The 26,313-nt window shown below is 66.1% G+C and carries 22 protein-coding genes, 1 tRNA gene and 1 pseudogene; 17 read left to right on the top strand and 7 right to left on the bottom strand.

Annotated elements, in window-relative coordinates; genetic code table 11:
* Positions 1–9 precede the first annotated feature (9 nt).
* Positions 10–2,175 carry an RNA degradosome polyphosphate kinase gene (locus tag IT41_RS03305; RefSeq protein WP_036738752.1) on the top strand — a complete coding sequence of 722 codons (2,166 nt, stop codon included), beginning with the start codon at positions 10–12 and terminating at the stop codon, positions 2,173–2,175.
* A gap of 64 nt (positions 2,176–2,239) precedes the next feature.
* Positions 2,240–3,778 carry a Ppx/GppA family phosphatase gene (locus IT41_RS03300; protein ID WP_036738751.1) on the top strand — a complete coding sequence of 513 codons (1,539 nt, stop codon included), beginning with the start codon at positions 2,240–2,242 and terminating at the stop codon, positions 3,776–3,778.
* 436 nt (positions 3,779–4,214) lie between these two features.
* Here IT41_RS03300 and IT41_RS03295 read toward each other — a convergent pair whose 3' ends face one another.
* Entirely contained in the window at positions 4,215–5,264 is a 1,050-nt protein-coding gene (locus IT41_RS03295) for a dipeptidase (RefSeq protein ID WP_036738750.1), read from the bottom strand.
* Positions 5,265–5,379: 115 nt separating this feature from the next.
* Here IT41_RS03295 and IT41_RS03290 point away from each other — a divergent pair, with 115 nt between their 5' ends.
* Both IT41_RS03290 and parA read left to right on the top strand, forming a co-directional pair.
* Complete coding sequence (locus IT41_RS03290; protein ID WP_036738749.1) at positions 5,380–5,703, top strand: antibiotic biosynthesis monooxygenase family protein; 324 nt, start codon at positions 5,380–5,382, stop codon at positions 5,701–5,703.
* A 96-nt stretch (positions 5,704–5,799) separates the two neighbouring features.
* Entirely contained in the window at positions 5,800–6,435 is a 636-nt protein-coding gene (parA, locus tag IT41_RS03285; RefSeq protein ID WP_036738748.1) for a ParA family partition ATPase, read from the top strand.
* Positions 6,436–6,527: 92 nt separating this feature from the next.
* Here the strand turns inward: parA and IT41_RS03280 are convergent, their stop codons facing one another.
* On the bottom strand, positions 6,528–7,361 hold the full coding sequence (locus IT41_RS03280) for a 2OG-Fe(II) oxygenase (protein WP_036738747.1): 834 nt from the start codon (positions 7,359–7,361) through the stop codon (positions 6,528–6,530).
* A gap of 116 nt (positions 7,362–7,477) precedes the next feature.
* Positions 7,478–9,664, bottom strand: a complete 2,187-nt coding sequence (gene uvrB, locus IT41_RS03275) for an excinuclease ABC subunit UvrB (protein ID WP_036738844.1) — start codon at positions 9,662–9,664, stop codon at positions 7,478–7,480.
* Positions 9,665–9,796: 132 nt separating this feature from the next.
* Here uvrB and IT41_RS03270 point away from each other — a divergent pair, with 132 nt between their 5' ends.
* A complete protein-coding gene (locus tag IT41_RS03270) occupies positions 9,797–10,108 on the top strand; it encodes an ETC complex I subunit (protein ID WP_036738746.1) in 312 nt (103 codons plus the stop codon).
* A 19-nt stretch (positions 10,109–10,127) separates the two neighbouring features.
* Here the strand turns inward: IT41_RS03270 and IT41_RS03265 are convergent, their stop codons facing one another.
* Positions 10,128–10,910 (bottom strand): helix-turn-helix transcriptional regulator, encoded by a 783-nt coding sequence (locus IT41_RS03265; RefSeq protein WP_231564682.1) that lies wholly within the window; start codon positions 10,908–10,910, stop codon positions 10,128–10,130.
* On the opposite strand from IT41_RS03265, the gene IT41_RS21455 reads away from it, so the two are divergent.
* A complete protein-coding gene (locus IT41_RS21455) occupies positions 10,911–11,291 on the top strand; it encodes a hypothetical protein (RefSeq protein WP_231564681.1) in 381 nt (126 codons plus the stop codon).
* A 100-nt stretch (positions 11,292–11,391) separates the two neighbouring features.
* On the opposite strand, the gene miaA is transcribed toward IT41_RS21455, so the two are convergent.
* Positions 11,392–12,276 (bottom strand): tRNA (adenosine(37)-N6)-dimethylallyltransferase MiaA, encoded by an 885-nt coding sequence (miaA, locus tag IT41_RS03260; protein ID WP_036738842.1) that lies wholly within the window; start codon positions 12,274–12,276, stop codon positions 11,392–11,394.
* 86 nt (positions 12,277–12,362) lie between these two features.
* On the opposite strand from miaA, the gene pyrH reads away from it, so the two are divergent.
* The 8 genes from pyrH to IT41_RS03220 all read left to right on the top strand — a co-directional run bounded on the left by pyrH (position 12,363) and on the right by IT41_RS03220 (position 20,949).
* Entirely contained in the window at positions 12,363–13,097 is a 735-nt protein-coding gene (gene pyrH, locus IT41_RS03255; RefSeq protein WP_036738745.1) for a UMP kinase, read from the top strand.
* Positions 13,098–13,176: 79 nt separating this feature from the next.
* Positions 13,177–13,740, top strand: a complete 564-nt coding sequence (gene frr, locus IT41_RS03250; RefSeq protein WP_036738744.1) for a ribosome recycling factor — start codon at positions 13,177–13,179, stop codon at positions 13,738–13,740.
* Positions 13,741–13,745: 5 nt separating this feature from the next.
* Positions 13,746–14,480, top strand: coding sequence for a polyprenyl diphosphate synthase (uppS, locus tag IT41_RS03245; protein WP_036738743.1), 735 nt, complete (start codon positions 13,746–13,748; stop codon positions 14,478–14,480).
* Positions 14,477–15,325, top strand: coding sequence for a phosphatidate cytidylyltransferase (locus tag IT41_RS03240; RefSeq protein ID WP_052081248.1), 849 nt, complete (start codon positions 14,477–14,479; stop codon positions 15,323–15,325). Before uppS ends, IT41_RS03240 begins: the two co-directional genes overlap by 4 nt.
* 6 nt (positions 15,326–15,331) lie before the next feature.
* Positions 15,332–16,504, top strand: a complete 1,173-nt coding sequence (gene dxr, locus IT41_RS03235; RefSeq protein WP_036738742.1) for a 1-deoxy-D-xylulose-5-phosphate reductoisomerase — start codon at positions 15,332–15,334, stop codon at positions 16,502–16,504.
* Entirely contained in the window at positions 16,501–17,829 is a 1,329-nt protein-coding gene (gene rseP / locus IT41_RS03230; protein WP_036738840.1) for an RIP metalloprotease RseP, read from the top strand. Before dxr ends, rseP begins: the two co-directional genes overlap by 4 nt.
* A 103-nt stretch (positions 17,830–17,932) precedes the next feature.
* On the top strand, positions 17,933–20,266 hold the full coding sequence (gene bamA / locus IT41_RS03225; protein WP_081967444.1) for an outer membrane protein assembly factor BamA: 2,334 nt from the start codon (positions 17,933–17,935) through the stop codon (positions 20,264–20,266).
* A complete protein-coding gene (locus IT41_RS03220; RefSeq protein WP_036738741.1) occupies positions 20,266–20,949 on the top strand; it encodes an OmpH/Skp family outer membrane protein in 684 nt (227 codons plus the stop codon). The genes bamA and IT41_RS03220 overlap by 1 nt, the downstream gene beginning before the upstream one ends.
* 24 nt (positions 20,950–20,973) lie before the next feature.
* Here IT41_RS03220 and IT41_RS03215 read toward each other — a convergent pair whose 3' ends face one another.
* Together IT41_RS03215 and IT41_RS03210 are read right to left on the bottom strand one after the other, a co-directional pair.
* Complete coding sequence (locus IT41_RS03215; RefSeq protein ID WP_036738740.1) at positions 20,974–21,921, bottom strand: nucleoside hydrolase; 948 nt, start codon at positions 21,919–21,921, stop codon at positions 20,974–20,976.
* Positions 21,922–21,963: 42 nt separating this feature from the next.
* Complete coding sequence (locus tag IT41_RS03210; RefSeq protein WP_036738739.1) at positions 21,964–24,417, bottom strand: penicillin acylase family protein; 2,454 nt, start codon at positions 24,415–24,417, stop codon at positions 21,964–21,966.
* 131 nt (positions 24,418–24,548) lie between these two features.
* Here IT41_RS03210 and IT41_RS03205 point away from each other — a divergent pair, with 131 nt between their 5' ends.
* From IT41_RS03205 to rplU, 3 genes and pseudogenes are all read left to right on the top strand, one after another.
* Positions 24,549–25,415, top strand: coding sequence for an NAD(P)-dependent oxidoreductase (locus IT41_RS03205; protein ID WP_036738738.1), 867 nt, complete (start codon positions 24,549–24,551; stop codon positions 25,413–25,415).
* Positions 25,416–25,460: 45 nt separating this feature from the next.
* Positions 25,461–25,536 (top strand) — tRNA-Val (locus tag IT41_RS03200).
* 353 nt (positions 25,537–25,889) lie between these two features.
* Positions 25,890–26,303, top strand: a pseudogene (gene rplU / locus IT41_RS03195) (50S ribosomal protein L21); the annotation flags it as partial.
* Positions 26,304–26,313: the final 10 nt, after the last annotated feature.

The raw sequence follows: 26,313 nt of genomic DNA, 5'->3' as shown, positions 1-26,313 counted from the left end.
TCCGCAAAAATGACCCAAGCCGATTATCTCAAGACCCAGTTCCCCCTGCCGCGCCTGCTGGAGCCCGGCGCGATCGAAGGCCCGGCCCGCTTCTTCAACCGCGAGATAAGCTGGCTGGCCTTCAACTGGCGGGTTCTCGACGAGGCGCGAAATCCCCGCGTGCCGCTGCTTGAGCGGCTGCGCTTCCTGTCGATCTCGGCCGCGAATCTGGACGAGTTCTATACCGTCCGCGTGGCGGGCCTGCGCGAGCTGATGCGCGAGGGGAACACGAATCTTTCCGATGACGGGCTGACCCCGGCCGAGCAGCTGGCGCTGGTCAATGCCGATGCCCGCCGGCTGATGAGCGCGCAGCAGACGGTCTGGAACGGCCTGCGGCGGGAACTGGAACAGGCCGATATCGCGATCCTGTCGCGGACGCGCATCACCCGCGCGGAAGAGGAATTCCTGCAGCGCCATTTCCTTGAGCAGGTGCTGCCGGTGCTGTCGCCGCTGGCCATCGACCCGGCGCATCCCTTTCCCTTCATCCCCAATACCGGCTTCTCGCTGGCGCTGGAACTGGCGCGGGAACGCGACGGGCGGCAGATGCAGGCGCTGCTGCCGATTCCGCAGCAGATTGCGCGCTTCATCCCCTTGCCCGGCGGCAAGCGCTTCCTGCGGCTGGAAGACCTGCTGATGATGCATCTGCGCAGCCTGTTTCCGGGCTATCGCGACATCGGCCATTGCGCGTTCCGGGTTCTGCGCGACAGCGATATCGAGGTCGAGGAAGAGGCCGAGGATCTGGTCCGCGAATTCGAGACGGCGCTGAAACGCCGCCGCCGCGGCTCGGTCATCCGGCTCAAGATCACCTCGGGCGCGCCGGAACGGCTGCGCCGCATGATCATGCACGAGCTGATGGTCAGCGCCGAGGAGGTGGTCGAGATCGAGGGCCTGCTGGGCATGGCCGATCTGAGCGAGCTGGTTCTGGACAGCCGCCGCGACCTGCAATGGCCGGGCTTTACCCCGCGCGTACCGGAACGCGTGCAGGACCATGACGGCGACATGTTCGCGGCCATCCGGCAAAAGGACATGCTGCTGCACCACCCCTACGAGACCTTCGACATGGTGGTGCGTTTCCTGCAACAGGCGGCCCGCGACCCGGATGTGCTGGCGATCAAGCAGACGCTCTATCGCACCTCGCGCGACAGCCCCATCGTCGAGGCGCTGTGCGAGGCCGCCGAATCGGGCAAGTCGGTCACCGCCCTGGTCGAGCTGAAGGCCCGTTTCGACGAGGCCGCGAATATCCGCCAGTCACGGCGGCTGGAACGCGCCGGCGCGCATGTCGTCTATGGCTTCGTGCAGTACAAGACCCATGCCAAGATCAGCGCGGTCGTCCGGCGCGAAGGCGACCGGCTGGTCACCTATACCCATTTCGGGACCGGCAACTACCACCCGATCACGGCGCGCATCTATACCGATCTGTCGCTGTTCACCTGCGATCCGGCACTGGGGCGCGATGCCTCGAAAGTGTTCAACTTCCTGTCGGGCTATGTGCAGCCCGAGGGGCTGGAGAACATCGCGATATCGCCCATCGGGATGAAGGAGCGGCTGCTGGAACTGATCGCGCGCGAGGCGGAATTCGCCCGCCGCGGCCGCCCGGCCGCGATCTGGGCCAAGATGAACAGCCTGATCGAACGCGACGTGATCGAGGCGCTTTATGCCGCCAGCCAGGCCGGCGTGCGCATCAGCCTGTCGATTCGCGGCATCTGCGGGCTGCGGCCGGGAATTTCCGGCCTGTCGGAGAACATTCGCGTGAAATCCATCGTCGGGCGGTTCCTGGAACATTCGCGCATCGTCTGTTTCGGCAATGGATTCGGCCTGCCCTCGAAGAAATCGCGGGTCTTCATCAGTTCGGCCGACTGGATGGGGCGCAACCTCAATCGCCGGGTCGAAACGCTGATCGAATGCCAGAACGAGACCGTCAAGGCGCAGATCACCAGCCAGATCATGGCCGCCAATCTGGCAGACGAGGCGCAAAGCTGGCTGTTGCAGCCCGACGGGCGTTATCTGCGCTATCTGCCCGCCGGGCGCGACGATCTTTTCTCCTGTCACAAGTTTTTCATGGAAAACCCGTCACTCTCGGGACGGGGCAGCGCGGGTGCGCGCGACGTACCGGCACTGACCCACTCGGCGGATTGACCTCAACGGCGAATTGCACCATCCAAACGCCACCCCGGCTGGGCAACGGAACCGAGAGGACCTGATGAACGGTATCATGACCGCAGGCGGTGAAACCATCGAACCCTTTGGACGCTCGTTGTTCGAGCGCCCCTCGGAACGTGCGCTGAGCCGTGTCGGCGTGGTCGATGTCGGCTCGAACTCGATCCGCATGGTGGTGTTCGACGGCGCCGCGCGTTCCCCCGCCTATTTCTACAACGAAAAGGTCATGGCCGGGCTGGGGCAGGGGCTGGCCACCTCGGGGCGGCTGAATCCCGAAGGCGTCGAACGCGGGATGGCGGCCTTGCGGCGCTTTGCCGCGCTGGCCGAGGGCATGGGCATCAAGCCGCTGACCTGCGTCGCCACCGCCGCCGTGCGCGAGGCCGAGGACGGCCCCGCCTTTCGCAAGGCGGTCGAAAGGGAAACCGGCCTGAAGCTGTGGGTGATCGACGGCGAGGAAGAAGCGCGCCTGTCGGCGCAGGGTGTCCTTTTGGGCTGGCCCGATGCCAAGGGGCTGGTCTGCGATATCGGCGGCAGTTCGATGGAACTGGCCGAGGTCAGGGGCGGCAAGGTCGGCAAATGCATCACCACGCCGCTGGGTCCGTTCCGCCTGCAGCAGGTCAAGGGCGGCGAATCGGGCATCCGCGAACACATTCGCAAGATCATGGCCGATGTGGCCGACCGGCTGAACCGCAATCACGGCCAGATCTATCTGGTCGGCGGCTCCTGGCGGGCAATCGCGCGGCTGGACATGCTGCGCTGCGATTACCCGATGACGGTCCTGCACGAATATCGCATGTCCCCCGCCGCGGCGCTTGATACGGTCGAATGGATCGCCGGCAAGTCCATCTCCGAGATGCGCTCGGCCACCGGCATTTCGCAAAGCCGGATGGAGCTGGTGCCGCTGGCCAGCCAGGTCCTGCGACAGTTGGTCGAGACGCTGAAGCCGAAATCCCTGGCGGTTTCTTCTTATGGGATCCGCGAAGGGCTGCTTTACGAACAGATGCCGCTGGGGCTGCGCTCGCGCGATCCGCTGATCGAGGCCGCGCGCTTTTCCGAGCGGCAGATGGCGCGCATGCCGGGCTTTGGCAAGCGGCTGTATCAGTTTCTGGAACCGCTGTTCAAGGACGCCTCGGCAGCGCGCGAACGGCTGATCCGGGCGGCCTGCCTGATGCACGACACCACCTGGCGCACCCATCCCGATTACCGCGCCGATGCCTGTTTCGACAATGTGACGCGGGCCAACATGGCGGCGCTGTCCCATCCCGAGCGGGTCTTTCTGGGCCTGGCGCTGCTGCATCGCTACAAGAACAACCGCTCGAACTCGCCGATGGCGCCGCTGTTCAGCCTGCTGAGCGACAAAGAGATCCAGGACGCCGAGGTGCTGGGCAAGGCCATGCGCTTCGGGGCCATGTTCTCGGTCAAGGATCCGGCCGAGGCCGGCGCGCTGAAATACCAGCCCGGCAAGGCGCTGGAACTGCGTCTGACCAGAATCGGCGTGGCCCTGATGGGCGAGGTGGCCGAGGCCCGTTTCCGCGCCCTGGCCAATGCGCTGGATGTCGAGCCGGTGGTGACCGAAGGCTGAGCGCGGCGCGGTTCCTGCCGTGTAAACCTGTCCAAACGGACAGTTGGCGATATGGACAGGTTTTCCTGTCGCGCAAGTTGTGGCAAATATTCGCTTACGGAAGCGGTGGCCAGATACTTGGTTCCGGGTTGCATGTTCTGGGTCGCCGTTTCCGTCGATTTTTCCGCTCTCCGATACGCTGCCTCGTCTCTGCCCGCCTGCGGAGTATGTGGATTTTGCTGGGCTTTTAGGTGCTTTCGCCGCGCGCCGTGCTGCCTTGCTATCCGGGCGCGCGGCCGGGGCCCGGAACCGCCCCGGACCTGTCCGAAACGTCAGCTATCCAAACCGACAGGTTCAATTCGCGGGCCGGTTGTGGCAAATATTTGCCTATGGGGTTGGCGATCCCGATAGTCATTACCCGGTTTCTTCGTTCCGGATCGCCGCCCCAGGCCATGCACTATCCGCCCCAGCTGCGTTCCAGCACGCCGAGCCAGTTTCGGAAGGCGATCTTTTCGGTCAGCTCACGGCCATAGCCGTGATCCAGCATGGCCTGTATCAATGCCTGCAGCGCCGATGCATCCGCCAGATCGGCAGGCATCTCGGCCCCGTCGAAATCCGAGCCCAGGGCAACGCCATCCTCGCCCAGTATGCCAAGCAGATGATCCAGATGGCGCAGCATGATCTCGAACCCGTGCATTGGCGCGCGCGAGCCCTGCGGATGCAGGAAGCCGATGGCGTAGTTCAACCCGACCAGCCCGGCCGAATCGGCGATTGCCCGCAACTGCCGGTCGGTCAGGTTGCGCGAACTGGGCGAGACGGCATGGGCGCAACTGTGGCTGGCGACCAGCGGCGCGTCGGACAGGCGCGCGACATCGTCAAAGCCCTTTTCGTTCAGATGCGACAGATCCAGTATGATCCGCAGGCGATTGCATTCGCGCACCAGCGCCTTGCCCGCATCGGTCAGCCCCGGCCCGGTATCGGGCGACGAGGGAAAGGCAAAAGGCACACCATGGCCGTAGCGCGTCGGCCGCGACCAGACCGGCCCCAGCGAGCGCAGGCCCATCGCGTGCCACAGATGCAGCGCGTCCAGATCGGCGATCGGCTCGGCCCCCTCGATATGCAGGATCGCGGCGATGCGGTCGGCGGCCATGGCGGCGCGGATCTCGGCGGCGCTCTTGCAGATCGACAGCGTGCCCGTGCGCTCCATCGCCATCAACTGGCCGGTCAGCGCCAAGGCGTGGGGCAGGGCATCGGCCAGCGGCACCTCGGGCGGCAGGGGCAGGGCAAAGGGCGGGTTCTGCTTCATCAGCGCATGGGTATCGGCCGCCGGATCGGGCGCCGAGGGAATCCAGATGGCGAAGAAGCCGCCGATGAATCCGCCCGCCCGGATGCGGGGCAGGTCCAGACAGCCGGTGCCGTCGCCATCCAGCCAAAGCCGGTCGCGCGCCGGCCCCGCCTCGATCATGCGTTGCAGAAAATCGTTATGGCCGTCGAAAACCGGAATCATCGCGCATCCTTTCCATCTTCTGACGGGCAGGATGACGCGACACGAAAACCGCTGCAACAAGGCCCTGCCTCGCGTAAGGTAAAACTGCAAGCAAGGCGGAAAGGAGGGCCCAGCCATGACCCGCATCACCAAGGATTTCGACGGCCAGACCGTCATCTGCACCTTCGAGGTCACGCCCGGATCGGCGCATGATGTGCTGGACGCGCTGAACGACGCCTATGCGCAGGTCATCAGCCGGCAGCCCGGCTATATCTCGGGGGCGATTCATCTCAATGATGCCCAGACCCGCATCGCCACCTATTCGCAATGGCGCGACCGGCGCGATTATCAGGCCATGCTGAGGACCCCGGAAATGCGCGACAGGAACCGCGTCATCAACGGCATGTGCCGCCATTTCGAGCCGGTGATGTATGAGGTGATCGAGAGCTGGGAGGGCTGAGGCCCGCCCGCATGCCGCAGCCGCGAAAAGCCGTGCATTGCGCGCGCGAACCTCATAACCTGCGAAAAACTGGCAGAGACCGGAACGGAGGGGGTCATGGCGGGACGTGTCATCACGGTAGCGCAGCAAAAGGGCGGTTCGGGCAAGACGACGGTCGCGGTGAATCTGGCGGTCGCGCTGCGCGGCCGGGGCCACAGCGTGGCGCTTCTGGATACCGATCCGCAGGGCAGCCTGGGGCGCTGGTTCCTGGAACGTCTCGAACGGCGGGGCGAGGATGACGATCTGGAATTCGGCACCTCCTCGGCCTGGGGGGCCAGCTACGAATCGGAAAAGCTGAAAAAGCGCTTTGATTTCGTGATCATCGACACGCCGCCCAAGATCGACAGCGATTTGCGGCCGGCCCTGCGCGTGGCCGATCTGGTGCTGGTGCCGGTGGCGACCAGCCAGGTCGATCTGTGGGCGACCGAAGGGGTGCTCGATCTGGCCCGGCGCGAGAAATGCGACACGCTGATCGTGCTGAACCGCACCCGCGCCCATACCCGCCTGACCGGAGAGGTCGCGCAAAGCGCCACCGAACTGGGCGCCGAGGTGGCGGCCTGCCAACTGGCCAATCGCGTGGCCTATGCGGAATCGCTGGGCCAGGGGCTGGGCGCGGGGGAGAACGCGCGCAATGCCACCGCGCGGGCCGAGATCGAGACCCTGACCGACGAGATTCTGGCGCTTCTGGGCTGAGCCATCGCCATCGCGCAGCCTTACCGCCGGATTCGCGATCCTGCGGCTTCGATCCGCGCGACCAGCCGGTTACGCGGATCGGCGTGGCGTAATCAGAAGCCCAGGCGCCGCAACGGGCCCAGAATCCGGCGGAAAACGATCGGCGGTACCAGGTCCTGCAGCAGCTCATGCCGGCGGGATTCGCGGTCGACCTGATCCGCCGTGCCCGGGCGTGGCTTGAACAGGGTCGAATGCGACCTTTTGGTGCCATCCCAGGTCGCGGTGTAATAATACAGGGCCAGCGACATGCGCGGTTCGCCCTGCGGATGGTTCACCGGGGTCGGGTTGCCATGCCAGGTGGTCGAGCCGGTATTGAAACAGACCATGCGATTGAACTCGGGAACAAAGCTTTTGACGATTTCCGTCATGTCGTTATTCCAGATTTCGAAAGAGCCGCCGTATTCCTCTTTCCAGTCCTTGTTCAGATAGATCAGGACATTCAGGCGCCGTTCCAGATTCAGGATCGAATTGTGGTTGAAATCGGCATGAATATCCAGATGCCCACCATTTGCCACGACATGGACGCCGCCACCGGCGAAATAGGGATCGGGAATCAATCCCTTGATCCCGGTCAGGTTTTCAAGGAACTGGACGAAGGGGCGTGAATTCAGGACATAAAACAGGTTTCTGGTATAAAGCGGCAGGCGCTCGGGAACATAGCTGGTCTTCAGCTTTTCCTGCGGCCGGTCAAAACTGGTTTCAGCCTCGGGCAGGGCTTTCAGCTCTTCGCGGACCCGGTCGAGGACTTCCGGCGGAAGAAAATCGTCAAAGCTGCCATAGGGATAGGGTTTCTGGCTGCGATAGGCTTCGGAGGCGGCTTTGCCCGCAGCCTTTGCAACCTCGGCATCCAGCTGAAGCGAATCGGTTTCCATCGCAAGAACAGACATCGTAACCTCTCATAATTAACTTCGGGGCGATGAAATCGAATTCTGCCCGAAATACAAGAAAAACAAAGCGTTTTTTGCCTGTCGGTTTCGGCAGGTGCGGCCGGGGCCGCGGCCTGTCAGCGCCGGCGTTTCGAGCGTTTGTTGCCGCCCCGCTGTCCCGCCCGCCCGGCGGTCGAGCGGCCCGAGGCGTTGACGGCCGCTTCGGCGGCCTCCTCGATCGCGGATTGCCGGGCCAGCGGATCGTCGGCCACCGCCAGTTCGACCGCTTCCAGGCGCCGGACCTCGTCACGCAGGCGCGCGGCCTCCTCGAATTCCAGGTTTTCGGCGGCCTTGCGCATCTGCGCGCGCAGCGCATCCAGATGCGCGGCAAGGTTCGCGCCGACCATCGGCTTGTCGACCCTGGCGGTGATCCGCGACTGGTCGGTGTCGCCTTGCCACAGGCCAGCCAGCACATCCTCGACATTCTTGCGCACGGTCCGGGGGGTGATGCCGTGCTGTTCGTTATAGGCCATCTGCTTGGCGCGGCGGCGTTCGGTTTCGGCCATGGCGCGCTCCATGCTGCCGGTGATCTTGTCGGCATACATGATGACGCGGCCATCCGCGTTGCGCGCGGCCCGGCCGATGGTCTGGATCAGTGAGGTCTCGCTGCGCAGGAACCCCTCCTTGTCGGCATCCAGAATCGCGACAAGCCCGCATTCGGGAATATCCAGCCCCTCGCGCAGCAGGTTGATGCCGATCAGGACGTCGAAGGCGCCCAGCCGCAAGTCGCGCAGGATCTCGATCCGCTCGATCGTGTCGATGTCGCTGTGCATGTAGCGGACCTTGATTCCCTGTTCGTGCAGGTATTCGGTCAGATCCTCGGCCATGCGCTTGGTCAGGGTCGTGACCAGGGTCCGATAACCGGCGGCGGTGACCCGGCGCACCTCGTCCAGCAGGTCGTCTACCTGCATCTCGACCGGCCGGATCTCGACCTGCGGATCCAGCAGGCCGGTGGGGCGGATGATCTGCTCGGTGAAGACGCCGCCGGTCTGATCCAGTTCCCATTGCTTGGGCGTGGCGCTGACAAAGACCGATTGCGGGCGCATCGCGTCCCATTCCTCGAATTTCAGGGGCCGGTTGTCCATGCAACTGGGCAGACGGAAACCATGTTCTGCCAGCGTCGACTTGCGTCGGAAGTCGCCGCGATACATGCCGCCGATCTGCGGCACGCTGACATGGGATTCATCCGCGAAAACAATGGCATTATCCGGTATGAACTCGAAAAGCGTGGGGGGCGGCTCGCCCGGCGCGCGGCCGGTCAGATAGCGCGAGTAATTCTCGATCCCGTTGCAGACGCCGGTGGCCTCCAGCATTTCCAGGTCGAAATTCGTGCGCTGTTCCAGCCGTTGCGCCTCAAGCAGCTTGCCCTGATCGTTGAAAAGCCGGAGCTGTTTCTGAAGTTCCGCGCGTATCCCCTTGATTGCTTGTTGCATTGTTGGCCTTGGGGTCACGTAATGGCTGTTCGCATAGATGCGGATCTGCTTGAAGCTGTCGGTCTTCTGCCCGGTCAGGGGGTCGAATTCCGTAATCGATTCAAGCTCGTTTCCGAAAAAGTCAAAGCGCCAGGCGCGATCTTCCAGGTGGGCCGGCCAGACTTCGATCACATCGCCGCGCACCCGGAAGCCGCCGCGCTGAAAGGCCTGATCCAGCCGCCGGTACTGCTGCGCCACAAGCTCGGCCAGGAACTGCCGCTGCTCGTAGATCTCCCCCACGATCATGTCCTGGGTCATGGCCGAATAGGTCTCGACCGAGCCGATGCCGTAGATGCAGCTGACCGAGGCCACGATGATCACATCGTCACGCTCCAGAAGCGCGCGCGTGGCCGAATGGCGCATCCGGTCGATCGCCTCGTTGATCTGGGATTCTTTCTCGATATAGGTGTCCGAGCGTGGAACATAGGCCTCGGGTTGGTAGTAATCGTAATAGCTGACGAAATATTCCACGGCATTTTCAGGAAAGAACCCCTTGAATTCGCCGTATAACTGCGCCGCAAGGGTCTTGTTCGGTGCCAGGACGATGGCGGGACGCTGGGTTTCCTCGATAACCTTGGCCATGGTGTAGGTCTTGCCGGTGCCGGTGGCGCCCAGGAGCACCTGATCGCGTTCGCCGTCCCGCACACCCTGCGCAAGCTCGGCGATCGCCGTGGGCTGGTCGCCGGCGGGCTGGAACTCGGACTGCATCACGAAGCGCCTGCCGCCCTCGAGCTTGGGGCGGGTGACTTCGGGAAAGCGCGCGACGGGCGCGCCAGTGTTGTTGTGGCCCATGGTTTCGCCTTTGTTCCGCCGTTCCAATCTGGCGTTTTCAGCACGCGATGCAAGCCCCGCAGGACAGGAAAGCTTGATCCCGCGCCGCGCATCGGGGATAAGACCGGCAAGAACGAAGCAAGGGGTCCCGCCATGCCTGTGCGCATCTACAAGCCAGCCCGAAACGCCATGCAGTCCGGCACGGCACGCAGCCGCGAATGGGTTCTGGATTTTCCCGCGTCGGATGCGCGCGAAATCGACCCGCTGATGGGCTGGACCAGCAGCGACGACACCCAAAGCCAGATTCGTCTGCGTTTTCAAACCCGCGAACAGGCCGAGGATTACGCCCGCGAAATGGGCCTGGAGTTCGAGGTCGTCGAGCCGCAATCCCGCGCCACGAATATCCGCCCGCGTGGCTATGGCGAGAATTTCGCCCCTGACCGCAGGGCGCCGTGGACGCATTGATCCGTCGATCGGACCATGGTCATGGATCTGTGCAACGAGGCGCCGTTTCGGGCTGAAGCTGCGCGGCTTCAGACCCTGCAACCTGCAGACCGTCGCGCGTAAACTCCCGATATGCCTGGGGCGAGCGTCCCGTCGCGGCCGAAAAGCTTCGGATGAAATGGCCCGGCCCGGAATAGCCGAGGTCCAGCGCGATTTCGTTTATCGGGCGGGTGGTGCGCCGCAATGCCTCGGCCGCCTGCGCTAGCCGAAGATCATACAACAGTTGCAGCGCGCTGCGGCCACGGCTCTGCCAACAGGCCTGATCGAGCCGCGCCAGCGAATGACCGAGTTTGCGGGCCATATCCGCGATGGTCTGAGGCTCGGCCAATTCTGCCTGCGCCAGTTCCAGAAAACGCTCGGTCAGCAGGCGCGAATCGACTGTGCATGTTGCGGTGTCGGCGCTTCGGCAGGGCGGGGCGTCGAGCCGCGACAGCACCCTTGCAATCAGGGCCACCTGGCGGGTCAGGTCGGTGCCGCAGGTCGTCGGGCGCGCCTGCGCGGTGCCGGGCGTCAGAATGACCGGCTCGATCGGCGGCAGGTCTTCGGCCGCCACTGCACCGCTGCGAAAACCCGGGGGCAGGGGCATCGGACTGCCGCAGCCGAAGCCAGGCGTGATCAGCAGGACGCGCCCCTTGATGTCGTGGCCCGCTTGCAGGGCGAAGGCCGTGCCCGCCGGAATGAAGGCGGCGTGCCCGGCAGGCAGCGGCAGGCGGTGGCGCGGAAATTCGATCGTCAGCGCGCCCTGGCCAAGCAGGATCAGCACATGATCGCCCCGGACGCGGGGGCCGGGCGGCTTGTTCCGGCCGCGCGAGGCCCCACCCTGATGGAATCCGGGCAGGGGAAACTGGCGCACCCCCTCACCCTGGGGAAACGGGGGCGGGCGCGGCGTCGTTCCGGCGCGATTTCCGGGGGGAATGGCCAGATGCAGGGCCAATGGTTGCCGCGGTTCGCGCGCCAGTGCCAGCAGGTCGTCGGCATAGCTCGGCGCCGGATTCATCCGGGGATCTGCGGCGCCCGGTTCCTGTATCGCGGCCGCCGTGATGCCGGCGGCGACAAGGCGCTGCCGGCTCCGGTCCATTCCGGATCCTTCAGGATTTATCAGGGCGCGGACGGTGCCATTCATCGGGCGCAGCTTTCCGTGTGAACAGGCCGGGTTGCGACCTGCGACGAGGTTTTCACCACAGGTCTACGCCGCTTCATGTTGAAAAAAGGTTAACGTGGCACGGTTTGCCGTAAATTTCCCTTCATCCGGGCAGATTTATCCACATCCAGTCCCGCATCCGCCCGCGGAAAAAGCTGCGCTGCGCCTTGGCATATTGCCGGGTCGCGACAATGGCCTGGTCGATGGCCTCGTCAAGCGTTCGGGCGCCCTGCAGATATGACACAAGCTCGGGCGCGCCGATGGCCTTGGCCCATAATGCGGCCGGGTCCCATACCGGCAGGATCGCCCGCACCTCGTCCAATGCCCCCTGATCCATCATCATCCGGAAGCGGCGCGCGATACGCCCGACCAGCCAGTCGCGCTCCGATGACAGGACCAGCAGATGGGCGTCGGCGCGGGAGATGAGCGGCGCCGGCGTCTCGGCCTGCCATGAGGCAATGCCGCGCCCGGTGCTGGTCAGTACCTCCCAGGCGCGCTGGACGCGGATCGGGTTCTGCAGGTCGATGCCGGCGCGGGTCCGCGGATCAAGCGCGCCGATCATCTCGGCCAGGCCCTCGGGCGTCGCGCGCAGGGCATCGGCACGTTCGCGAATGGCGGGCGGGGTCGGCGGGATCTGCGCCAGCCCGCGGGTCAGCGCGTTCAGGTAAAGCCCGGTTCCGCCGACCACGATCAGACGGCCGCGCAGCGCCGCGACCTCGGCCAGCCATGCGCCGACCGAATAGTCGCGACCGATCGGGACATGGCCATAAAGCGCATGTGGCGCGCGGGCCTCGTCCGTGGCGGGCGGGCGGGCGGTCAGGACGCGCCAGCAGGACCAGACCTGCAGCGCATCGGCATTGACCACGGTGCCGCCCTGCGCCTCGGCGATGGCCAGCGCCAGCGCGGATTTGCCGCTGGCCGTCGGCCCCGCGATCACCACATGGCGCTGGCTGTCGATCTGGTTCAGGATCGGATCGCGTCGGGGCATCTGATTATTGGCGGCCGGCTGTTGAACATGGGTGCTGTTTGCGACATTTTGCCCGGCAATGAAACCGCGGCGAAAAAGGGGTCCCCATGTCCGACAGCGCATCCAGAAAAGCCGGGACCTGTTCCCGCGTCATGCTGAAGATCTCGGGCGAGGCATTGATGGGCGATCAGGGCTATGGCCTGCACCCGCCCACCGTCGCCCGCATCGCGCAGGAGGTCAAATCCGTCCATGAGATGGGGGTCGAGATCTGCATGGTCATCGGCGGCGGCAATATCTTTCGCGGCTTGCAGGGCAGCGCCCAGGGGATGGAGCGCGCGACCGCCGATTACATGGGCATGCTGGCCACGGTGATGAATGCGCTTGGCATGCAGGCCGCGCTGGAGGCTTTGGGGATCCATACCCGGGTGATCAGCGCCATCCGCATGGACGAGGTGGCCGAGCCCTATATCCGCCGCCGCGCCGTCCGCCACCTTGAGAAAAAGCGCGTCTGCATCTTTGCCGCCGGCACCGGAAACCCCTATTTCACCACAGATACCGCCGCGACCTTGCGCGCCAACGAGATGAATTGCGAGGCGATCTTCAAGGGCACCAAGGTGGACGGGGTCTATGACAAGGACCCGGCGAAATTCCCCGATGCCAAGCGCTATGAGAACGTGACCTATGACGAGGTGCTGCAAAAGCATCTTGGCGTCATGGATGCCTCGGCCATCGCGCTGGCGCGTGACAACGACCTGCCGATCATCGTGTTTTCGCTGGACGAGCCCGGCGGTTTCCGGGGCATCCTGGCGGGCAGCGGAACCTATACGCGCGTGCATGGTTAAAATTCCCTGCATAGGCTTTGCCATGACGGCGTGGCTCGGCTAAAAGCGCACAAACCAACAGAAGGGGCCGCGACCGAGCATGTCCGACGAGATCGAGATCGACACCGACGACCTGGAGCGCCGCATGAAGGGCGCGATGGAGGCGCTGCGCCATGAATTCGCCTCGCTGCGCACGGGGAGGGCCTCGGCCAGCATGGTCGAGCCGATCATGGTCGACGCCTATGGCTCGCCCACGCCGATCAACCAGATCGGCACGGTGAACGTGCCCGAGCCGCGCATGGTCACCATCAACATCTGGGACAAGGGCCTGGTCGGCAAGGCGGAAAAGGCGATCCGCGAATCGGGGCTGGGGATCAATCCGCAGCTGAACGGCACCATCATCATGCTGCCGATCCCGGAACTGAACGAGGAACGCCGCCGCGAACTGACTAAGGTCGCCGCGCAATATGCCGAAAGCGCCCGCGTCGCGATTCGCAACGTGCGCCGCGACGGCATGGATCAGGTCAAGAAGGCCAAATCCGCCGGCATGTCCGAGGATGACCAGAAATTCTGGGAGGGCGCGGTGCAGGAACTGACCGACAAGATGATCGCTTCGGTCGATCAGGCGCTTGAGAGCAAGCAAGCCGAAATCATGCAGGTCTGATCCGCATGGCCGAACCAGCAGCCAGCCTGACGAAATCCAACGGACAGGACGGGCGCCCGCGCCATGTCGCCATCATCATGGACGGCAATGGCCGCTGGGCGCAGAACAAGGGCTGGCCCCGCCTTGTCGGCCACCGTCGCGGCGCCGAGCGGGTCAAGCAGATCGTCCGCGCCTGTCCCGATCTGGGCGTGAACTGGCTGACCGTCTATGCCTTCTCGACCGAGAACTGGAAGCGCTCGACCGAGGAAGTCCTGGGCCTGATGAAGATCTTTGCCCGCTATATCGAGCGCGAGGCCGACGGGCTCTCGGCCGAGGGGGTGCGCATGCGCTTCATCGGCGGGCGCGAGCGGCTGGACGCGAAACTGCAGCGCCTGATGGCCGGGATCGAGGCGCGCACCGCCGTCAACAGCCGGCTGAACCTGACCGTGGCGATCAATTACGGCGGCCGGGACGAACTGACCCGCGCCGCCGAGCGGCTGGCCGGACGCATCGCGCGGGGCGAGATCGAAAACCCGACCGAGGCGGATCTGGAAAGCTGTCTCGACACCGCCGGTCATCCCGACCCGGATCTGGTGATTCGCACCAGCGGCGAGACGCGCACCTCGAATTTCCTGCCCTGGCAGGCGGCCTATTCGGAATATGAATTCACCCCGACCCTGTGGCCGGATTTCACGCCCGAACATCTGGCCGAAATCCTTGACCGCTTCGGCCTGCGCGAACGGCGATTCGGCGGCGCATGACCACCGGGCGCGACCCACAGCCCGGCCGCTGGCGCGATGCCCTGCGGGAACGATGGAACGACCTTGGCGCGCGGGTGCTCTCGGGCGCGGTGATTGCGGTCATCGGCCTGGCGCTTCTGCTGTCCTCGGGACTGTGGCTCAGAGCCGGCGTCGCGGTGGTGACCGGATTGCTGATGTGGGAACTGGCGCGCCTGACCGGCTGGCGCCATCCCGAATTCCACCGCCCGCGCCACCCCGTCCTGATCGCTGTCCTGTCCGGGCTGATCATGCTGGCCATGCTGATCCTGCAAGGCGGCTGGCCGCTGCTTCTGGCGCTGGTCCCGGTGATCGCCGGCTGGGCGGGCACGCATAGCCACGAACGCCCGGCCTTCGCCTTGTTCACGCTGGCGATTCTCGGCGCCGGTTACGCATTGGTGATGATCCGCGAGAGCATGGGCCTGCCGACCCTGTTCTGGATCGTGGGCACCGTCGTTCTGTCCGACATTCTGGGCTATTTCGTTGGCCGCAGGCTGGGGGGCGCGCGTTTCTGGCCCTCGATCAGCCCGAAAAAGACCTGGAGCGGCACCATCGCGGGCTGGGTCGGGGCGCTGGTTCTGGCGGTGCTGCTGTGGCTCGGCGGCGCGGCCGGTGCAAGCGTGATCGTGATCGGCCCGCTTCTGGCCTTTTGCGGCCAGTTGGGCGATATCGCGGAAAGCTGGCTCAAGCGGCGGGTCGGCGCCAAGGACAGCTCGGCGATCATTCCGGGCCATGGCGGCACGATGGATCGTTTCGATGCGATGTCCGGGGCGCTGCTGCTGGCGCTGATCCTGCTGTTTGCCGACCTGTTGCCAGCGATCGGAGGCTAGAGAGGCATGCGCAGCATTTCCGTGCTGGGGGCGACCGGATCCGTCGGGGAAAGCGCCTTCGATCTGCTGACGCGGGCGGGCGGCGCGGATGCCTGGCGCACCGTCGCGCTGACCGGCGGTACCAATGTCGCGCGGCTGGCAGAGATGGCGCGCGCCCTGCGCGCCGAGATCGCGGTGACCGCCTGGCCCGAAAAGCTGCCCGAACTGCGGGCGGCGCTGGCCGGCAGCGGGGTCGAGGCCGCCGCCGGTGCCGCGGCGATCGCCGAGGCCGCCGCGCGTCCCGCCGACTGGACGCTGTCGGCGATTGTCGGCGCGGCCGGTCTGCCGCCGGGGCTCGAGGTTCTGGCGCGGGGCGGCGTCCTCGCGCTGGCCAACAAGGAGACACTGGTCGCGGCCGGGCCGCTGGTCATGTCGATGGCGCGCAGGACAGGCGCCACCATCCTGCCGGTGGATTCGGAACATTCCGCTGTTTTTCAGGCTCTTAACGGTGAAAGCCTCGATTCCGTCAAGCATGTGACCATCACCGCCTCGGGCGGCGCCTTTCGGGACTGGCCGCTGGAACGCCTGGCCCGGGCGACGGTGGCAGAGGCCTCGTGCCATCCCAACTGGGATATGGGCCAGCGCATCACCATCGACAGCGCGAGCATGTTCAACAAGGCGCTGGAAGTCATTGAGGCGCATGAATTCTTTGGCATAGATGCCGGCCGCCTGCGGGTGCTGGTCCATCCGCAATCCATCGTCCATGCCATGGTCACGCATTGCGATGGCGGCTGTATCGCGCATCTGGGCGCGCCGGATATGCGCCATGCCATCGGCTATGCGCTGAACTGGCCGGAACGCGCCGCGCTGCCGGTGCCGGCGCTGGATCTGGCGGCGCTTGGCAGTCTGACATTCGCCGAACCCGATGAGATGCGCTGGCCCGCGCTGCGTCTGGCGCGCGAGGTGATCGCGGCGGGCGGTGCGGCGGGGGCGGTCTTCAACGCCGCCAAGGAACAGGCGCTGGACGATTTCATCGCCGGGCGCATCCGCTTTACCGATATGGCCCCGGCGGTCGAGCACGCGCTGCAGCGCGCGGCGGGGCAAGCCGGCTTCGCGCAAAGCCCGGCCGATCTTGAGCAGGTCCTGGCATGGGACGGGCTGGCGCGGCATGCGGCGGCGCAATGGCGGGGTGCGGCATGACCGTGTTGCTGGACAGTCTGGGCGGGGTTCTGTGGACGGTGGCGGCCTTTGTCGTGGCGCTGTCGATCATCGTCACCGTGCATGAATACGGCCATTACATCGTCGGCCGCTGGTCGGGCATCAAGGCCGAGGTGTTTTCGCTGGGCTTCGGGCCCAGGCTTTTCTCGCGCCGCGACCGGCATGGCACGGTCTGGCAGGTGGCGGCGATTCCGCTGGGCGGCTATGTCCGCTTTCTGGGCGACAGCAATGCCGCCAGTGCCGGCTCGGGCGCGGCGGTCGATCCCCGGCGGGCGCGGCAAAGCCTGAACGGGGCGCCGCTCTGGGCGCGCTTCGCCACGGTTTCGGCGGGGCCGGTCTTCAATTTCATCCTGTCGGTGCTGGTCTTTGGCGGCATGGCGCTGTGGCAGGGGATGCCGCAGGATCAGGTGCGGGTCGGTCGCCTGCAGGCCACCCCGCCCGGCGTGGCGATGGAGTTGCAGCCGGGCGATCTGGTCGTGGCGCTGGACGGCCGGCGCATCGCGGACTGGGCCGATCTGGCCCGCGTAGCCGGAGAGATCCCGCCGCGCGACGCGCATGACTGGACGGTGATCCGCGACGGCGCGGAAATCACCGTCGCCGGTCCCGACCCGATGCCGCCGCTGATCACCGGCATCGCGCCGCGCAGCCCGGCGGCGGCCTCGGGCCTGCAGCCGGGCGATGTCATCCTGGCCATCGATGGCCGTCGCGTCTCGCGCTTCGAGGAATTGCGCGACCATGTGGCGGCGGCCGAGGGGCGGCCGGTGTTGCTGTCGGTCTGGCGCGCGGGCGCGGGCGTGGCCGATTATTCGCTGGCCGCGCGCGAGCAGGATCTGCCCACCGCCGAGGGCTTCGAGCGGCGCTGGCTGATCGGCGTGACCGGCGGCGGCACCTTCTTTGAGGCCGCGACCCGCCGCACCGGGCTGGCCGAGGCGGCGCAGATCGGCGCCCTGCGCACCTGGGACATCATCGCGTCATCGGTCACCGGGCTCTGGGCGATGATCACCGGCCAGATCGGCACCTGCAATCTGGGCGGCGCCATCTCGATCGCCGAGACCACGGGGCAGGCCGCCTCGGCCGGCGGGCAGAATTTCATCTGGTGGATCGCGGTGCTCTCGGCGGCGATCGGTTTTCTGAACCTGCTGCCGGTGCCGGTGCTGGATGGCGGCCACCTGATGTTCTATTTCTACGAGGCGGTGACGCGCCGCCCGCCGCCGGCGCGGGTGGTCGATATCCTTTCGGCGCTTGGGCTGGCGGCGGTGCTGTCGCTGATGGTCCTGGGTCTCACCAACGACATTTTCTGCCCATGACAGGGCGTTGCCTTTTGACACTGCCGCCCGCTTCGCTGTATCCATCGGGTCAAATCGGGCGGGCCCAACCGCCCAGTTAACGCATTTTTCGCAAGGGGCGGCGATGAAGGACACGAAACTCGGCAAGGGCGCGCTGGCGCTGATCTCGGCGCTGGCAGTGGCCGTGCCTGTCGCCATGACGGCAGTTCCCGCCTCGGCCTATGTGTTCAACAATGTGCGCATCGAGGGCAATCAGCGGATCGAGCCAGAGACGATCCTGGCCTATCTGGACCTGCCGCGCGGTCAGGACGTGTCGGACGGGGCGCTGAACGACGCCTATCAGAGGCTGCAGAATTCCGGCCTGTTCGAGACGGTGGAACTGGTGCCCTCGGGCGGGACGCTGATCGTGCGGCTGCGCGAATATCCGACCATCAGCGTCATCAGCTTCGAGGGCAACAAGCGGATCAAGGACGAAAGCCTGACCGAGATCGTCAAGTCGCAGTCGCGCCGCGTCTATTCCCCCGCCCAGGTCGAGGCGGATGCCGCCGCCATCAGCCAGGCCTATGCCGGCGAGGGGCGGCTGGCCGCGCGGGTCGATCCGCGCGTCATCCGGCGCAGCGACAACCGGGTCGATGTGGTCTTCGAGATTCTGGAAGGCGAGCTGACCGAGATCGAGCGAATCGGCTTTGTCGGCAACCGCGCCTTTTCCGACAAGCGCCTGCGCAACGTGCTGGAAACCAAGCAGGCCGGTATCCTGCGCCGCTTTATCCGGCGCGACATTTTCGCGCCCGAGCGTCTGTCGGTCGATGAAAACCTGCTGACCGATTTCTATCGCTCGCGCGGCTATGCCGATTTCAAGGTGCAGGCCGTCTCCCCCGAGGTGGCGCGCGAACGCGATGCCTTCTACATCACCTTCCAGATCCAGGAAGGTCCGCGCTATACCTTTGGCAATGTCGACACGATCAGCGAGATCCCGGGCGTCGATGCCGGCGAGTTCGCCGAGCAGAACCGGGTCAGATCCGGCGCCGTCTACAATCCGACCGATATCGACACCACCATCCGCCGGATGGAGGCCTTGGCGATCCGCAAGGGGCTGAATTTCGTCAATATCGAGCCGCGCATCAGCCGCAATCAGCGCGACCAGACGCTGGACCTGACCTTCGCGCTGACCCGCGGCCAGCGGGTCTTTGTCGAGCGCATCGATATCGAGGGCAACACAACCACCCTCGACGAAGTGATCCGCCGCCAGTTCACCACGGTCGAAGGCGATCCCTTCAACCCGCGCGAGATCCGCAACTCGGCCGAGCGGCTGCGCGCGCTTGGCTATTTCGCCGATGTGCAGGCCGAAAGCCGCCCGGGCTCCACGCCCGAGCAGGTCGTGGTCGATGTGAACGTCGAGGAGCAGCCCACCGGCAGCCTCAGCTTCGGGGCCAGCTACGGCGTTTCGTCGGGCGTGGGTTTCAACCTGTCGCTGTCGGAACAGAACTTCCTGGGCCGCGGTCAGCAGGTCAACCTGTCCTTTGCCACCGGATCGGACACGCAATCCTCGGGGCTGACCTTTGTCGAGCCCTATTTCCTGGGGCGCGATCTCAGGGCGCGGATGCAGATCTGGTACAACACCACCGACCGGCTGAATTCGGATTACAACACCCGCTCGGTCGGTTTCCTGACCGGCATCGAATTCCCGGTATCGCAAAACGGCCGGCTGGAACTGCGCTACAAGCTCAGCAAGGATACGCTGTTCGATGTGGACCCGATCGAGCCGGATTCCGAAACCGGCATCATCGACGGCTCCTCGCCCATTCTCTATTACGAACAGGGCGGCTATTTCACCTCGGCGCTTGGCTACAGCTATATCTATGACAGCCGCATCTCGGGGCTGGACCCGCTGACCAGCTACCGGTTGCGCTTCAGCCAGGATTTCGCCGGTCTGGGCGGCGATGTGGAATCGATCACCACCGCGATCTATGCCGGCGTGGAAAGCCGCGCCTGGCGCGAGAACGTGACCATGCTGGCCGAGTTCGAGGCCGGCGCCGTGCATATGCTGGGCGACGATGACAGCCGTTTCCTTGACCGCTATACCGGCAATGGCAAGATCCGCGGCTTCGAGCCGAACGGCATCGGACCGCGCGATCTCGACGCCCCGAACGAGGATGCGCTTGGCGGCAACTATTTCTGGGCTCTGCGCACGGAATTGCAGTTCCCGCTGGGCCTGCCCGAGGAATACGGCATCACCGGCGGCCTGTTCGCCGATGCCGGCTCGGTCTGGGGGCTGGACAACACCGCCGGCTTCGGCAACGAGGTCGACGACGACATGAGCATCCGTGCCGCGGTCGGCGCCTCGCTGTTCTGGACCACGCCGATCGGCCCGCTGCGCTTCAACTTCTCGAAGGCGCTCAAGAGCGAGGATTACGACGATGAGCAGAATTTCGACCTGACCATCTCGACCCAGTTCTGATGCTGGCTTGCCTGCGCAATCCGGCCCTGGCGCTGGCGGCGGTTCTGCTGGTCGCCCAGCCGCTGGCGGCGCAGGAGGGGGCAGGCGCGCCGCTCGCGCTGCCCGATGCCCCGCCCGCGGTCGGGGCCACGGCAGAGCCCGGTCCCAGCCTGCCGGTGATGACGCTGGACCAGGAGGGGCTTTATCGCGGCTCGGCCTGGGGCCAGCGGGTGCAGGCCGAGCTTGAGCGGCGCGGCCGCGAGATTGCGGATGAAAACGACCGCCTTGCCGATCAGTTCGCCGCCGAGGAGCAGGAGCTGACCGCGCTGCGCCCGACGCTGCCCGCCGAAGAGTTCCGCCGGCGCGCGGATGAGTTCGACCAGCGCGTGGTCGAGATCCGGCGCGAACGCGACGAGGCGCTGCGCGATCTGCAGGCCCAGGCGGATGAAGGGCGCAATGCCTTTTTCCGGGCGGCGCTGCCGGTTCTGGCCGATCTGATGGCCGAGCGCGGCGTCGTCGCGGTTCTGGACCGGCGCTCGATCTTTGTCGCGGCAGAAAGCATCGACGTGACCGATGAGCTGATCGCGCGGGTCGATGCCGAGATCGGGGCCGGTTCCCTGACCCCGCCCGTTCCGGAAGATACGCCCGAAGCCGGTCAGGTTTCGCCCCCGCCGCCGGCCGAGGTCCCGCCGGGACAGGACTGACCGGTTAGGAGCCGGGAAACGGCGCTAGGCTGCTGCACCGTCGAAACTGCCGATCCTGCGCCTGAGGAGTTCGAAGAACCCCTTTGCGTCCAGATCGCGAATGAAGGTCGCGTTGGGTTTCCGGCCGCTGACCCGCCACCAGTCCGCCACGGTCATGCCCAGCGTGAACTCGCCCCGCGTCTCGATCTCGACATTGATATGGCGGCCGCTGAACAGTTCGGGCCGCAACAGCCATGCGATGGTGCAGGGGTCGTGCAGGGGCGCGCCCTCGCTGCCGTATTTCTCGCGGTCATGACGCTCGTAGAAATCGGTCCAGCTTGCGACGGCGCGGCCGACAGGGCCGAGGGCGCGCATCTCCTCGACCCAGGCGCGGCTGGTCAGCGCCTTGTGGGTGACGTCGAGCGGCATCACGGTCAGCGGCACGCCGCTGGCAAAGACCAGCCGGGCGGCCTCGGGATCGACATGGATGTTGAACTCGGCGGCGGGGGTGATGTTTCCGACCTCGAAATAGGCGCCGCCCATCAGCACGATTTCCTGCACCCGGGCGACAATGTCGGGGGCGCGCTGAAAGGCGGTGGCGATATTGGTCAGCGGCCCGATCGGCACCAGCGTGACGGTGCCCGGCGCTTTGCGGCGCAGCGTCTCGATCAGGAAATCGACGGCATGGCCGGGGGCCAGCGGCATCGAGGGCGCGGGCAGGGAGATCCCGTCCAGCCCGGTGCGGCCGTGGACATGTTCGGCGGTGATCAGCGCCCGCGCCATGGGCGCGTCGCAACCGGCATGGACCGGCAGATCCGGGCGCCCGGCCAGTTCGCAGATCATGCGCGCGTTGCGTTCGGTATGGTGCAGGGGCACATTGCCGGCAACGACGCTGAGGCCCAGCACCTCGAGTTCGGGGCTGGCCAGCGCCAGCAGGATGGCCACGGCATCGTCCTGCCCGGGATCGGTGTCGATGATGATCTTGCGGGGCATGTCGCCTCCTCCTTGTTGGATGCGCCGGGGCCGGGGGACGGGTCAGTCCTCGCCCGCGGGTTCCAGCCGGGTGATGCCGGTGGCGGCGGCGCGCGCCAGCGCCGGGTCCAGCGACATGCCGACATATTCTCCGCGCCGCCACAGATCGGCCATGTCATCGTAATGGCGCGACAGCGGGTGACCCGATTGCCCGGTCGAGACGATAAAGACCGAACTGTCGGGATCGGCCAGATCGTAGACCCCGCGATAGGCGGCGCCGCGCGTGCTGAGCCAGGGGTTGCGGTCATATCCCAGGAAACCGGCCCGCGCGACGGTCGATTCCCCGCCCGAGACCGGTTGCAGCAGGTTCACGACATAGGAAATGACGCGCATGTCGCCCAATGCCGGATGCACCTGCCGGGCATAATGCAGATCGCCCCAACGCCAGCTGGCGAGGTCTGGCCCGAAACGGCCCGAAAGCTCCAGCAGCGCCGCGTCCAGCGCCTGCCGGGCAATCTGCATGCAGGTCTCGACCGGAGCCGACTGGCGGATGTCGCACCAGGCCGAGGCGCCGTCCGTGCCGCGAAACACCCTTTCGATGAAACCCGGGTAAAGCTGGTCGAGATCGTCGGCCAGCGGCCCCAGCTGATCGCGCACCAGCCGGTCCTGCAGCGCGCGCATCCAGGCGGCATAGATCATCGGCTCGGGCAGGTGCTCGCTCATCGCGCCGTCCCAATTGGCCAGAAGCGCCAGCGCGTCCTGGCGCAGGCGCTCGGGCGTACCGCGCGCGGCAGGCTCGTCGGTGAACCACAGATCGGCCCCGACCAGCGGCAGCAGCGCGCGGGCCACCGGGCTGACGATATCGTTCTGCGCGGCGATGAAACTGTCGCGGGAATGGATCTCGCGGCTGTCGATCAGATAGCGCAGGCGGTCCAGCCGGTAACGGCTGTCGCCATCATATCCCGGCCCGGCGTCGGCGATTGCCCCGGTGGCGGCCACGGTACCGCCTTGCGGTGACATCCGGCTCAGCGATGCCGGTGCCGGGACGGTGCCCTGCCAGCGGTTCCGGGCAAGCCAGCCGGGCGCGGGCATGCGGCCCGCCGTCTGGTGATCGGCGGCGCGTTCGGGCAGCCTGCCCGCCAGCACCTGCGCGACGCCGCCGTCATCGGCCAGCGTCACCAGCAGCGCCGGCGCGACCATCTGGCTCAGCGCCTGCGCGGCCGTCTGCCGGTCCCGGGCGCGCATCAGCCCGATCAGGGCGGTCATGCTGCGATCGTCCGGCGCGCTGCCGGTCCATGCCAGCGCGGCGACATGCCCGGCCGGCAGGATGGCCGACAGGCCCAGATGCACGCCCGGCAGGATCGGCCCGTTTTCGGTTTCGCGCAGGGTGATGGTCAGTTCGGAGCCGTCGCGCACCCGCAGCGTCTCGCGCCGGGTGGCGAACTCGGTCCAGCCCTCCGGGCCGCGATAGCGATTGGCATCGCCTGGCTGGACCTCTTCGACAAACAGGTCCTGATCGTCGATCTGCGCCGGGGTGATGCCCCAGGCGAGCTGGCTGTTGCGCCCCGACAGGATGGCCGGGATGCCGGGGATGGTGCCGCCGATCACGCCGCCCGAGGACAGCTCGATCCGGGTCAGGTACCACAGCCCCGGCGCGGTCAGCGCGAATTGCGGATCATTGGCCAGCAGCGCGCCGCCGGCCGCCGTGCGCTCGGCGCTGACCGCAAAGCCATTGGCGGATGCCCCGAGCGCGGGCGCAAGAAAGCCGGCGAGCGTTTCGGTCCAGGCGGGATTGCCTTCGCCACGCTCGGGCGCGGCCAGCTGCGCGCCGGGAAACAGCGTGGCATAGCCCGGCATCGCCGGCTCGCCCGGGGCCGAGACAAGCTCTTGCCCGCGCTCGGGCGCCACCATGGACAGGCGCGCGCGCAGCACCTCGCGGCGCATCTGCACGGTTGCCGAGGCCGCCAGCAGCTTGAGGATGGCCAGCGAATCCGCAGGCTCCCAATAGGCGATTTCGTCCGGGTACAGAAAGAACTCGGGCGCGCCGCGCCCGCGCGCGCCCAGATTGACCTGCTCGACCCAGGCATTCACCCCCTCGGCATAGGCCTCGAGCGCCTCGATCACCCCGGGCTCCTGCGCCCCGAGCGAGGCGCGGGCATTGCGGTAAAGCCCCATCCGCCGCGCCAGCCCGTCGGCCGGCAGTGCGCCGGGGCCATAGATCTCGGCCAGCCGGCCCTGCGCGGCGCGGCGCAGCACGGTCATCTGGAACAGCCGGTCCTGCGCATGGGCAAGGCCAAGCGCGAAGAACACGTCGCGGTCCGAGCCGCCGAAGATATGCGGCACATCCTCGGTCGTGCGGATGATCTCGACCGGCCCGGAAATGCCGGCGATGCGGTAGCTTGCATCATAATCGGGCAATGAGCGGATGGCGAAATACCAGACGAGCACGACCAGCGCCACGCCAAGAAGGATAAGCCCGACCGTCAGGCGCACAAGCCAGCGGAAAAATGTCACCATGAAATGAGGCGCGGTCCCGATGCTTGGCGCAGAGGCGGTTGACCCCTGCGACCGGTGGTGAAATTCATTGAGTTGATAGGGCACGGCGCGGGCGGGATCAACGCGCCTTTCAACAATGAGGAGAGATTGTGATGGCACGCGTCGCATTTCTGGGGCTTGGTGTGATGGGTTTCCCGATGGCGGGTCATCTGGCCGCCGCCGGGCATGAGGTCACGGTCTGGAATCGCAGCGCCGCCAAGGCGCGGGCCTGGTCCGAAAAGCACAAGGGCCGCATCGCGGCCACCGCGCGCGAGGCGGCGTCCGGTGCCGAACTGGTCATGGCCTGCGTCGGCAATGACGACGATCTGCGCCAGGTGTGCCTGGGTGACGAGGGCGCTTTCGCCGGCATGGGCAAGGGCGCGGTCTTTGTCGATCACACCACGGTTTCCGCGACGGTGACGCGCGAGCTTTCGGCGATCGCCGCGGGTCGGGGTTTCGGCTTCGTCGATGCGCCGGTATCGGGCGGGCAGGCGGGGGCCGAGAATGGCCAGCTTTCCGTCATGTGCGGCGGCGAATCGGACGATTACGCCCGCGCCGAGCCGGTGATCGCGGCCTATGCCAGGATCTGCAGGCTGATGGGCCCTTCGGGCGCGGGGCAACTGACCAAGATGTGCAACCAGATCGCCATTGCCGGGCTGGTGCAGGGATTGTCGGAATCGCTGCATTTCGCCGAAAAGGCCGGGCTTTCCATCCCCGAGGTGGTCGAAGTCATCAGCCAGGGCGCGGCGGCAAGCTGGCAGATGCAGAACCGCTATCAGACGATGGCGAAAAACCGTTTCGATTTCGGCTTTGCCGTGGACTGGATGCGCAAGGATCTGGGCATCTGCCTTGGCGCCGCCGATGAGAACGGCGCGAGCCTGCCGGTCACGGCGCTGGTCGATCAGTTCTACAAGGATGTGCAGCAGATGGGCGGCGGCCGCTGGGACACCTCGTCGCTGATTGCCCGGCTGCGCAGGTAAGCGCGCTTGCCAAGCCCCCCTGCAACGCGCTATCAGCCGGCGCGGGGGCGGTTAGCTCAGTTGGTAGAGCGTCTCGTTTACACCGAGAATGTCGGGGGTTCGAGTCCCTCACCGCCCACCATGTTCCCCCCGAAACCACGATGAAGCCTGTGCATCTCCGGGTGGCTCGGCAATATCCGACCCGGAAATGGCAAGGCGGGGCGATGGCGGGAGAGATTAGGTAGTTTCACGACAGGCGCGGTCGATCATCTGCGCGGCGCAATGCGCGCGGGGGCCGTGCGGATTTGCCGGCATGGCGGTTGACTTCGGGCGTCGAATCCGCGATATACCGGCATCCGGCCGGGCATTGCCCGTTGCCGGCATGTTATTTTGAACCTCACCCATATCAAGGGGTGCGCTGTCCGCAGGCGGGTCCAACCCAGCAACACCTGAGTCTCAGGGGCCGAAGGACGCGGCAGAACAAGGAAAGACGGAATGTTCGCAGTTCTCAAGACGGGCGGCAAGCAGTACCGGGTTCAGCCCGGTGACGTGCTGCGCGTCGAAAAGCTGAACGCCGAAGCCGGCGACAAGGTGCAGTTCAACGACGTGCTGATGATCGGCGCGACGGTCGGCGCGCCGCTGGTGGCCGGTGCCGCCGTGCAGGCCGAGGTGATCGACACGATCAAGGCCGACAAGGTGATCACCTATGTCAAGCGCCGCCGCAAGCACAGCTCGCAGCGCACCCGCGGGCATCGCCAGCAACTGACCCTGGTCCGCATCACGGATCTGCTGGAAAAGGGCGGCGACAAGACCGATGTGAAGGCAGCCGTCGGCGCCCGCACCCGGGTCGAGACCCCCGCGAAGCCGGCGAAAGCCACGAAAGCCGCGGCCGAAGCCGCCCCTGAGGCATAAGGAGACT

This window comes from Paracoccus halophilus (assembly GCF_000763905.1).
GTDB classification, from domain to species: domain Bacteria; phylum Pseudomonadota; class Alphaproteobacteria; order Rhodobacterales; family Rhodobacteraceae; genus Paracoccus; species Paracoccus halophilus.
Note: the sequence above shows the minus strand (reverse complement) of the source record. Positions and strands in the feature narration are given on the sequence as shown.

Bases quoted from the DNA above. Each gene is read 5' to 3' on its own strand.
- IT41_RS03290 (WP_036738749.1), top strand. From the start codon at position 5,380: ATGACCCGCATCACCAAGGATTTCGACGGCCAGACCGTCATCTGCACC.
- IT41_RS03220 (WP_036738741.1), top strand. From the start codon at position 20,266: ATGCTGGCTTGCCTGCGCAATCCGGCCCTGGCGCTGGCGGCGGTTCTG.
- IT41_RS03215 (WP_036738740.1), bottom strand. From the start codon at position 21,921: ATGCCCCGCAAGATCATCATCGACACCGATCCCGGGCAGGACGATGCC.
- uppS (WP_036738743.1), top strand. From the start codon at position 13,746: ATGGCCGAACCAGCAGCCAGCCTGACGAAATCCAACGGACAGGACGGG.
- IT41_RS03270 (WP_036738746.1), top strand. From the start codon at position 9,797: ATGCCTGTGCGCATCTACAAGCCAGCCCGAAACGCCATGCAGTCCGGC.
- IT41_RS03205 (WP_036738738.1), top strand. From the start codon at position 24,549: ATGGCACGCGTCGCATTTCTGGGGCTTGGTGTGATGGGTTTCCCGATG.
- IT41_RS03295 (WP_036738750.1), bottom strand. From the start codon at position 5,264: ATGATTCCGGTTTTCGACGGCCATAACGATTTTCTGCAACGCATGATC.
- uvrB (WP_036738844.1), bottom strand. From the start codon at position 9,664: ATGGGCCACAACAACACTGGCGCGCCCGTCGCGCGCTTTCCCGAAGTC.
- IT41_RS21455 (WP_231564681.1), top strand. From the start codon at position 10,911: ATGATCGCCCCGGACGCGGGGGCCGGGCGGCTTGTTCCGGCCGCGCGA.
- miaA (WP_036738842.1), bottom strand. From the start codon at position 12,276: ATGCCCCGACGCGATCCGATCCTGAACCAGATCGACAGCCAGCGCCAT.
- IT41_RS03210 (WP_036738739.1), bottom strand. From the start codon at position 24,417: ATGGTGACATTTTTCCGCTGGCTTGTGCGCCTGACGGTCGGGCTTATC.
- pyrH (WP_036738745.1), top strand. From the start codon at position 12,363: ATGTCCGACAGCGCATCCAGAAAAGCCGGGACCTGTTCCCGCGTCATG.
- parA (WP_036738748.1), top strand. From the start codon at position 5,800: ATGGCGGGACGTGTCATCACGGTAGCGCAGCAAAAGGGCGGTTCGGGC.
- frr (WP_036738744.1), top strand. From the start codon at position 13,177: ATGTCCGACGAGATCGAGATCGACACCGACGACCTGGAGCGCCGCATG.
- dxr (WP_036738742.1), top strand. From the start codon at position 15,332: ATGCGCAGCATTTCCGTGCTGGGGGCGACCGGATCCGTCGGGGAAAGC.
- IT41_RS03300 (WP_036738751.1), top strand. From the start codon at position 2,240: ATGAACGGTATCATGACCGCAGGCGGTGAAACCATCGAACCCTTTGGA.
- IT41_RS03240 (WP_052081248.1), top strand. From the start codon at position 14,477: ATGACCACCGGGCGCGACCCACAGCCCGGCCGCTGGCGCGATGCCCTG.
- IT41_RS03305 (WP_036738752.1), top strand. From the start codon at position 10: ATGACCCAAGCCGATTATCTCAAGACCCAGTTCCCCCTGCCGCGCCTG.
- bamA (WP_081967444.1), top strand. From the start codon at position 17,933: ATGAAGGACACGAAACTCGGCAAGGGCGCGCTGGCGCTGATCTCGGCG.
- rseP (WP_036738840.1), top strand. From the start codon at position 16,501: ATGACCGTGTTGCTGGACAGTCTGGGCGGGGTTCTGTGGACGGTGGCG.
- IT41_RS03280 (WP_036738747.1), bottom strand. From the start codon at position 7,361: ATGTCTGTTCTTGCGATGGAAACCGATTCGCTTCAGCTGGATGCCGAG.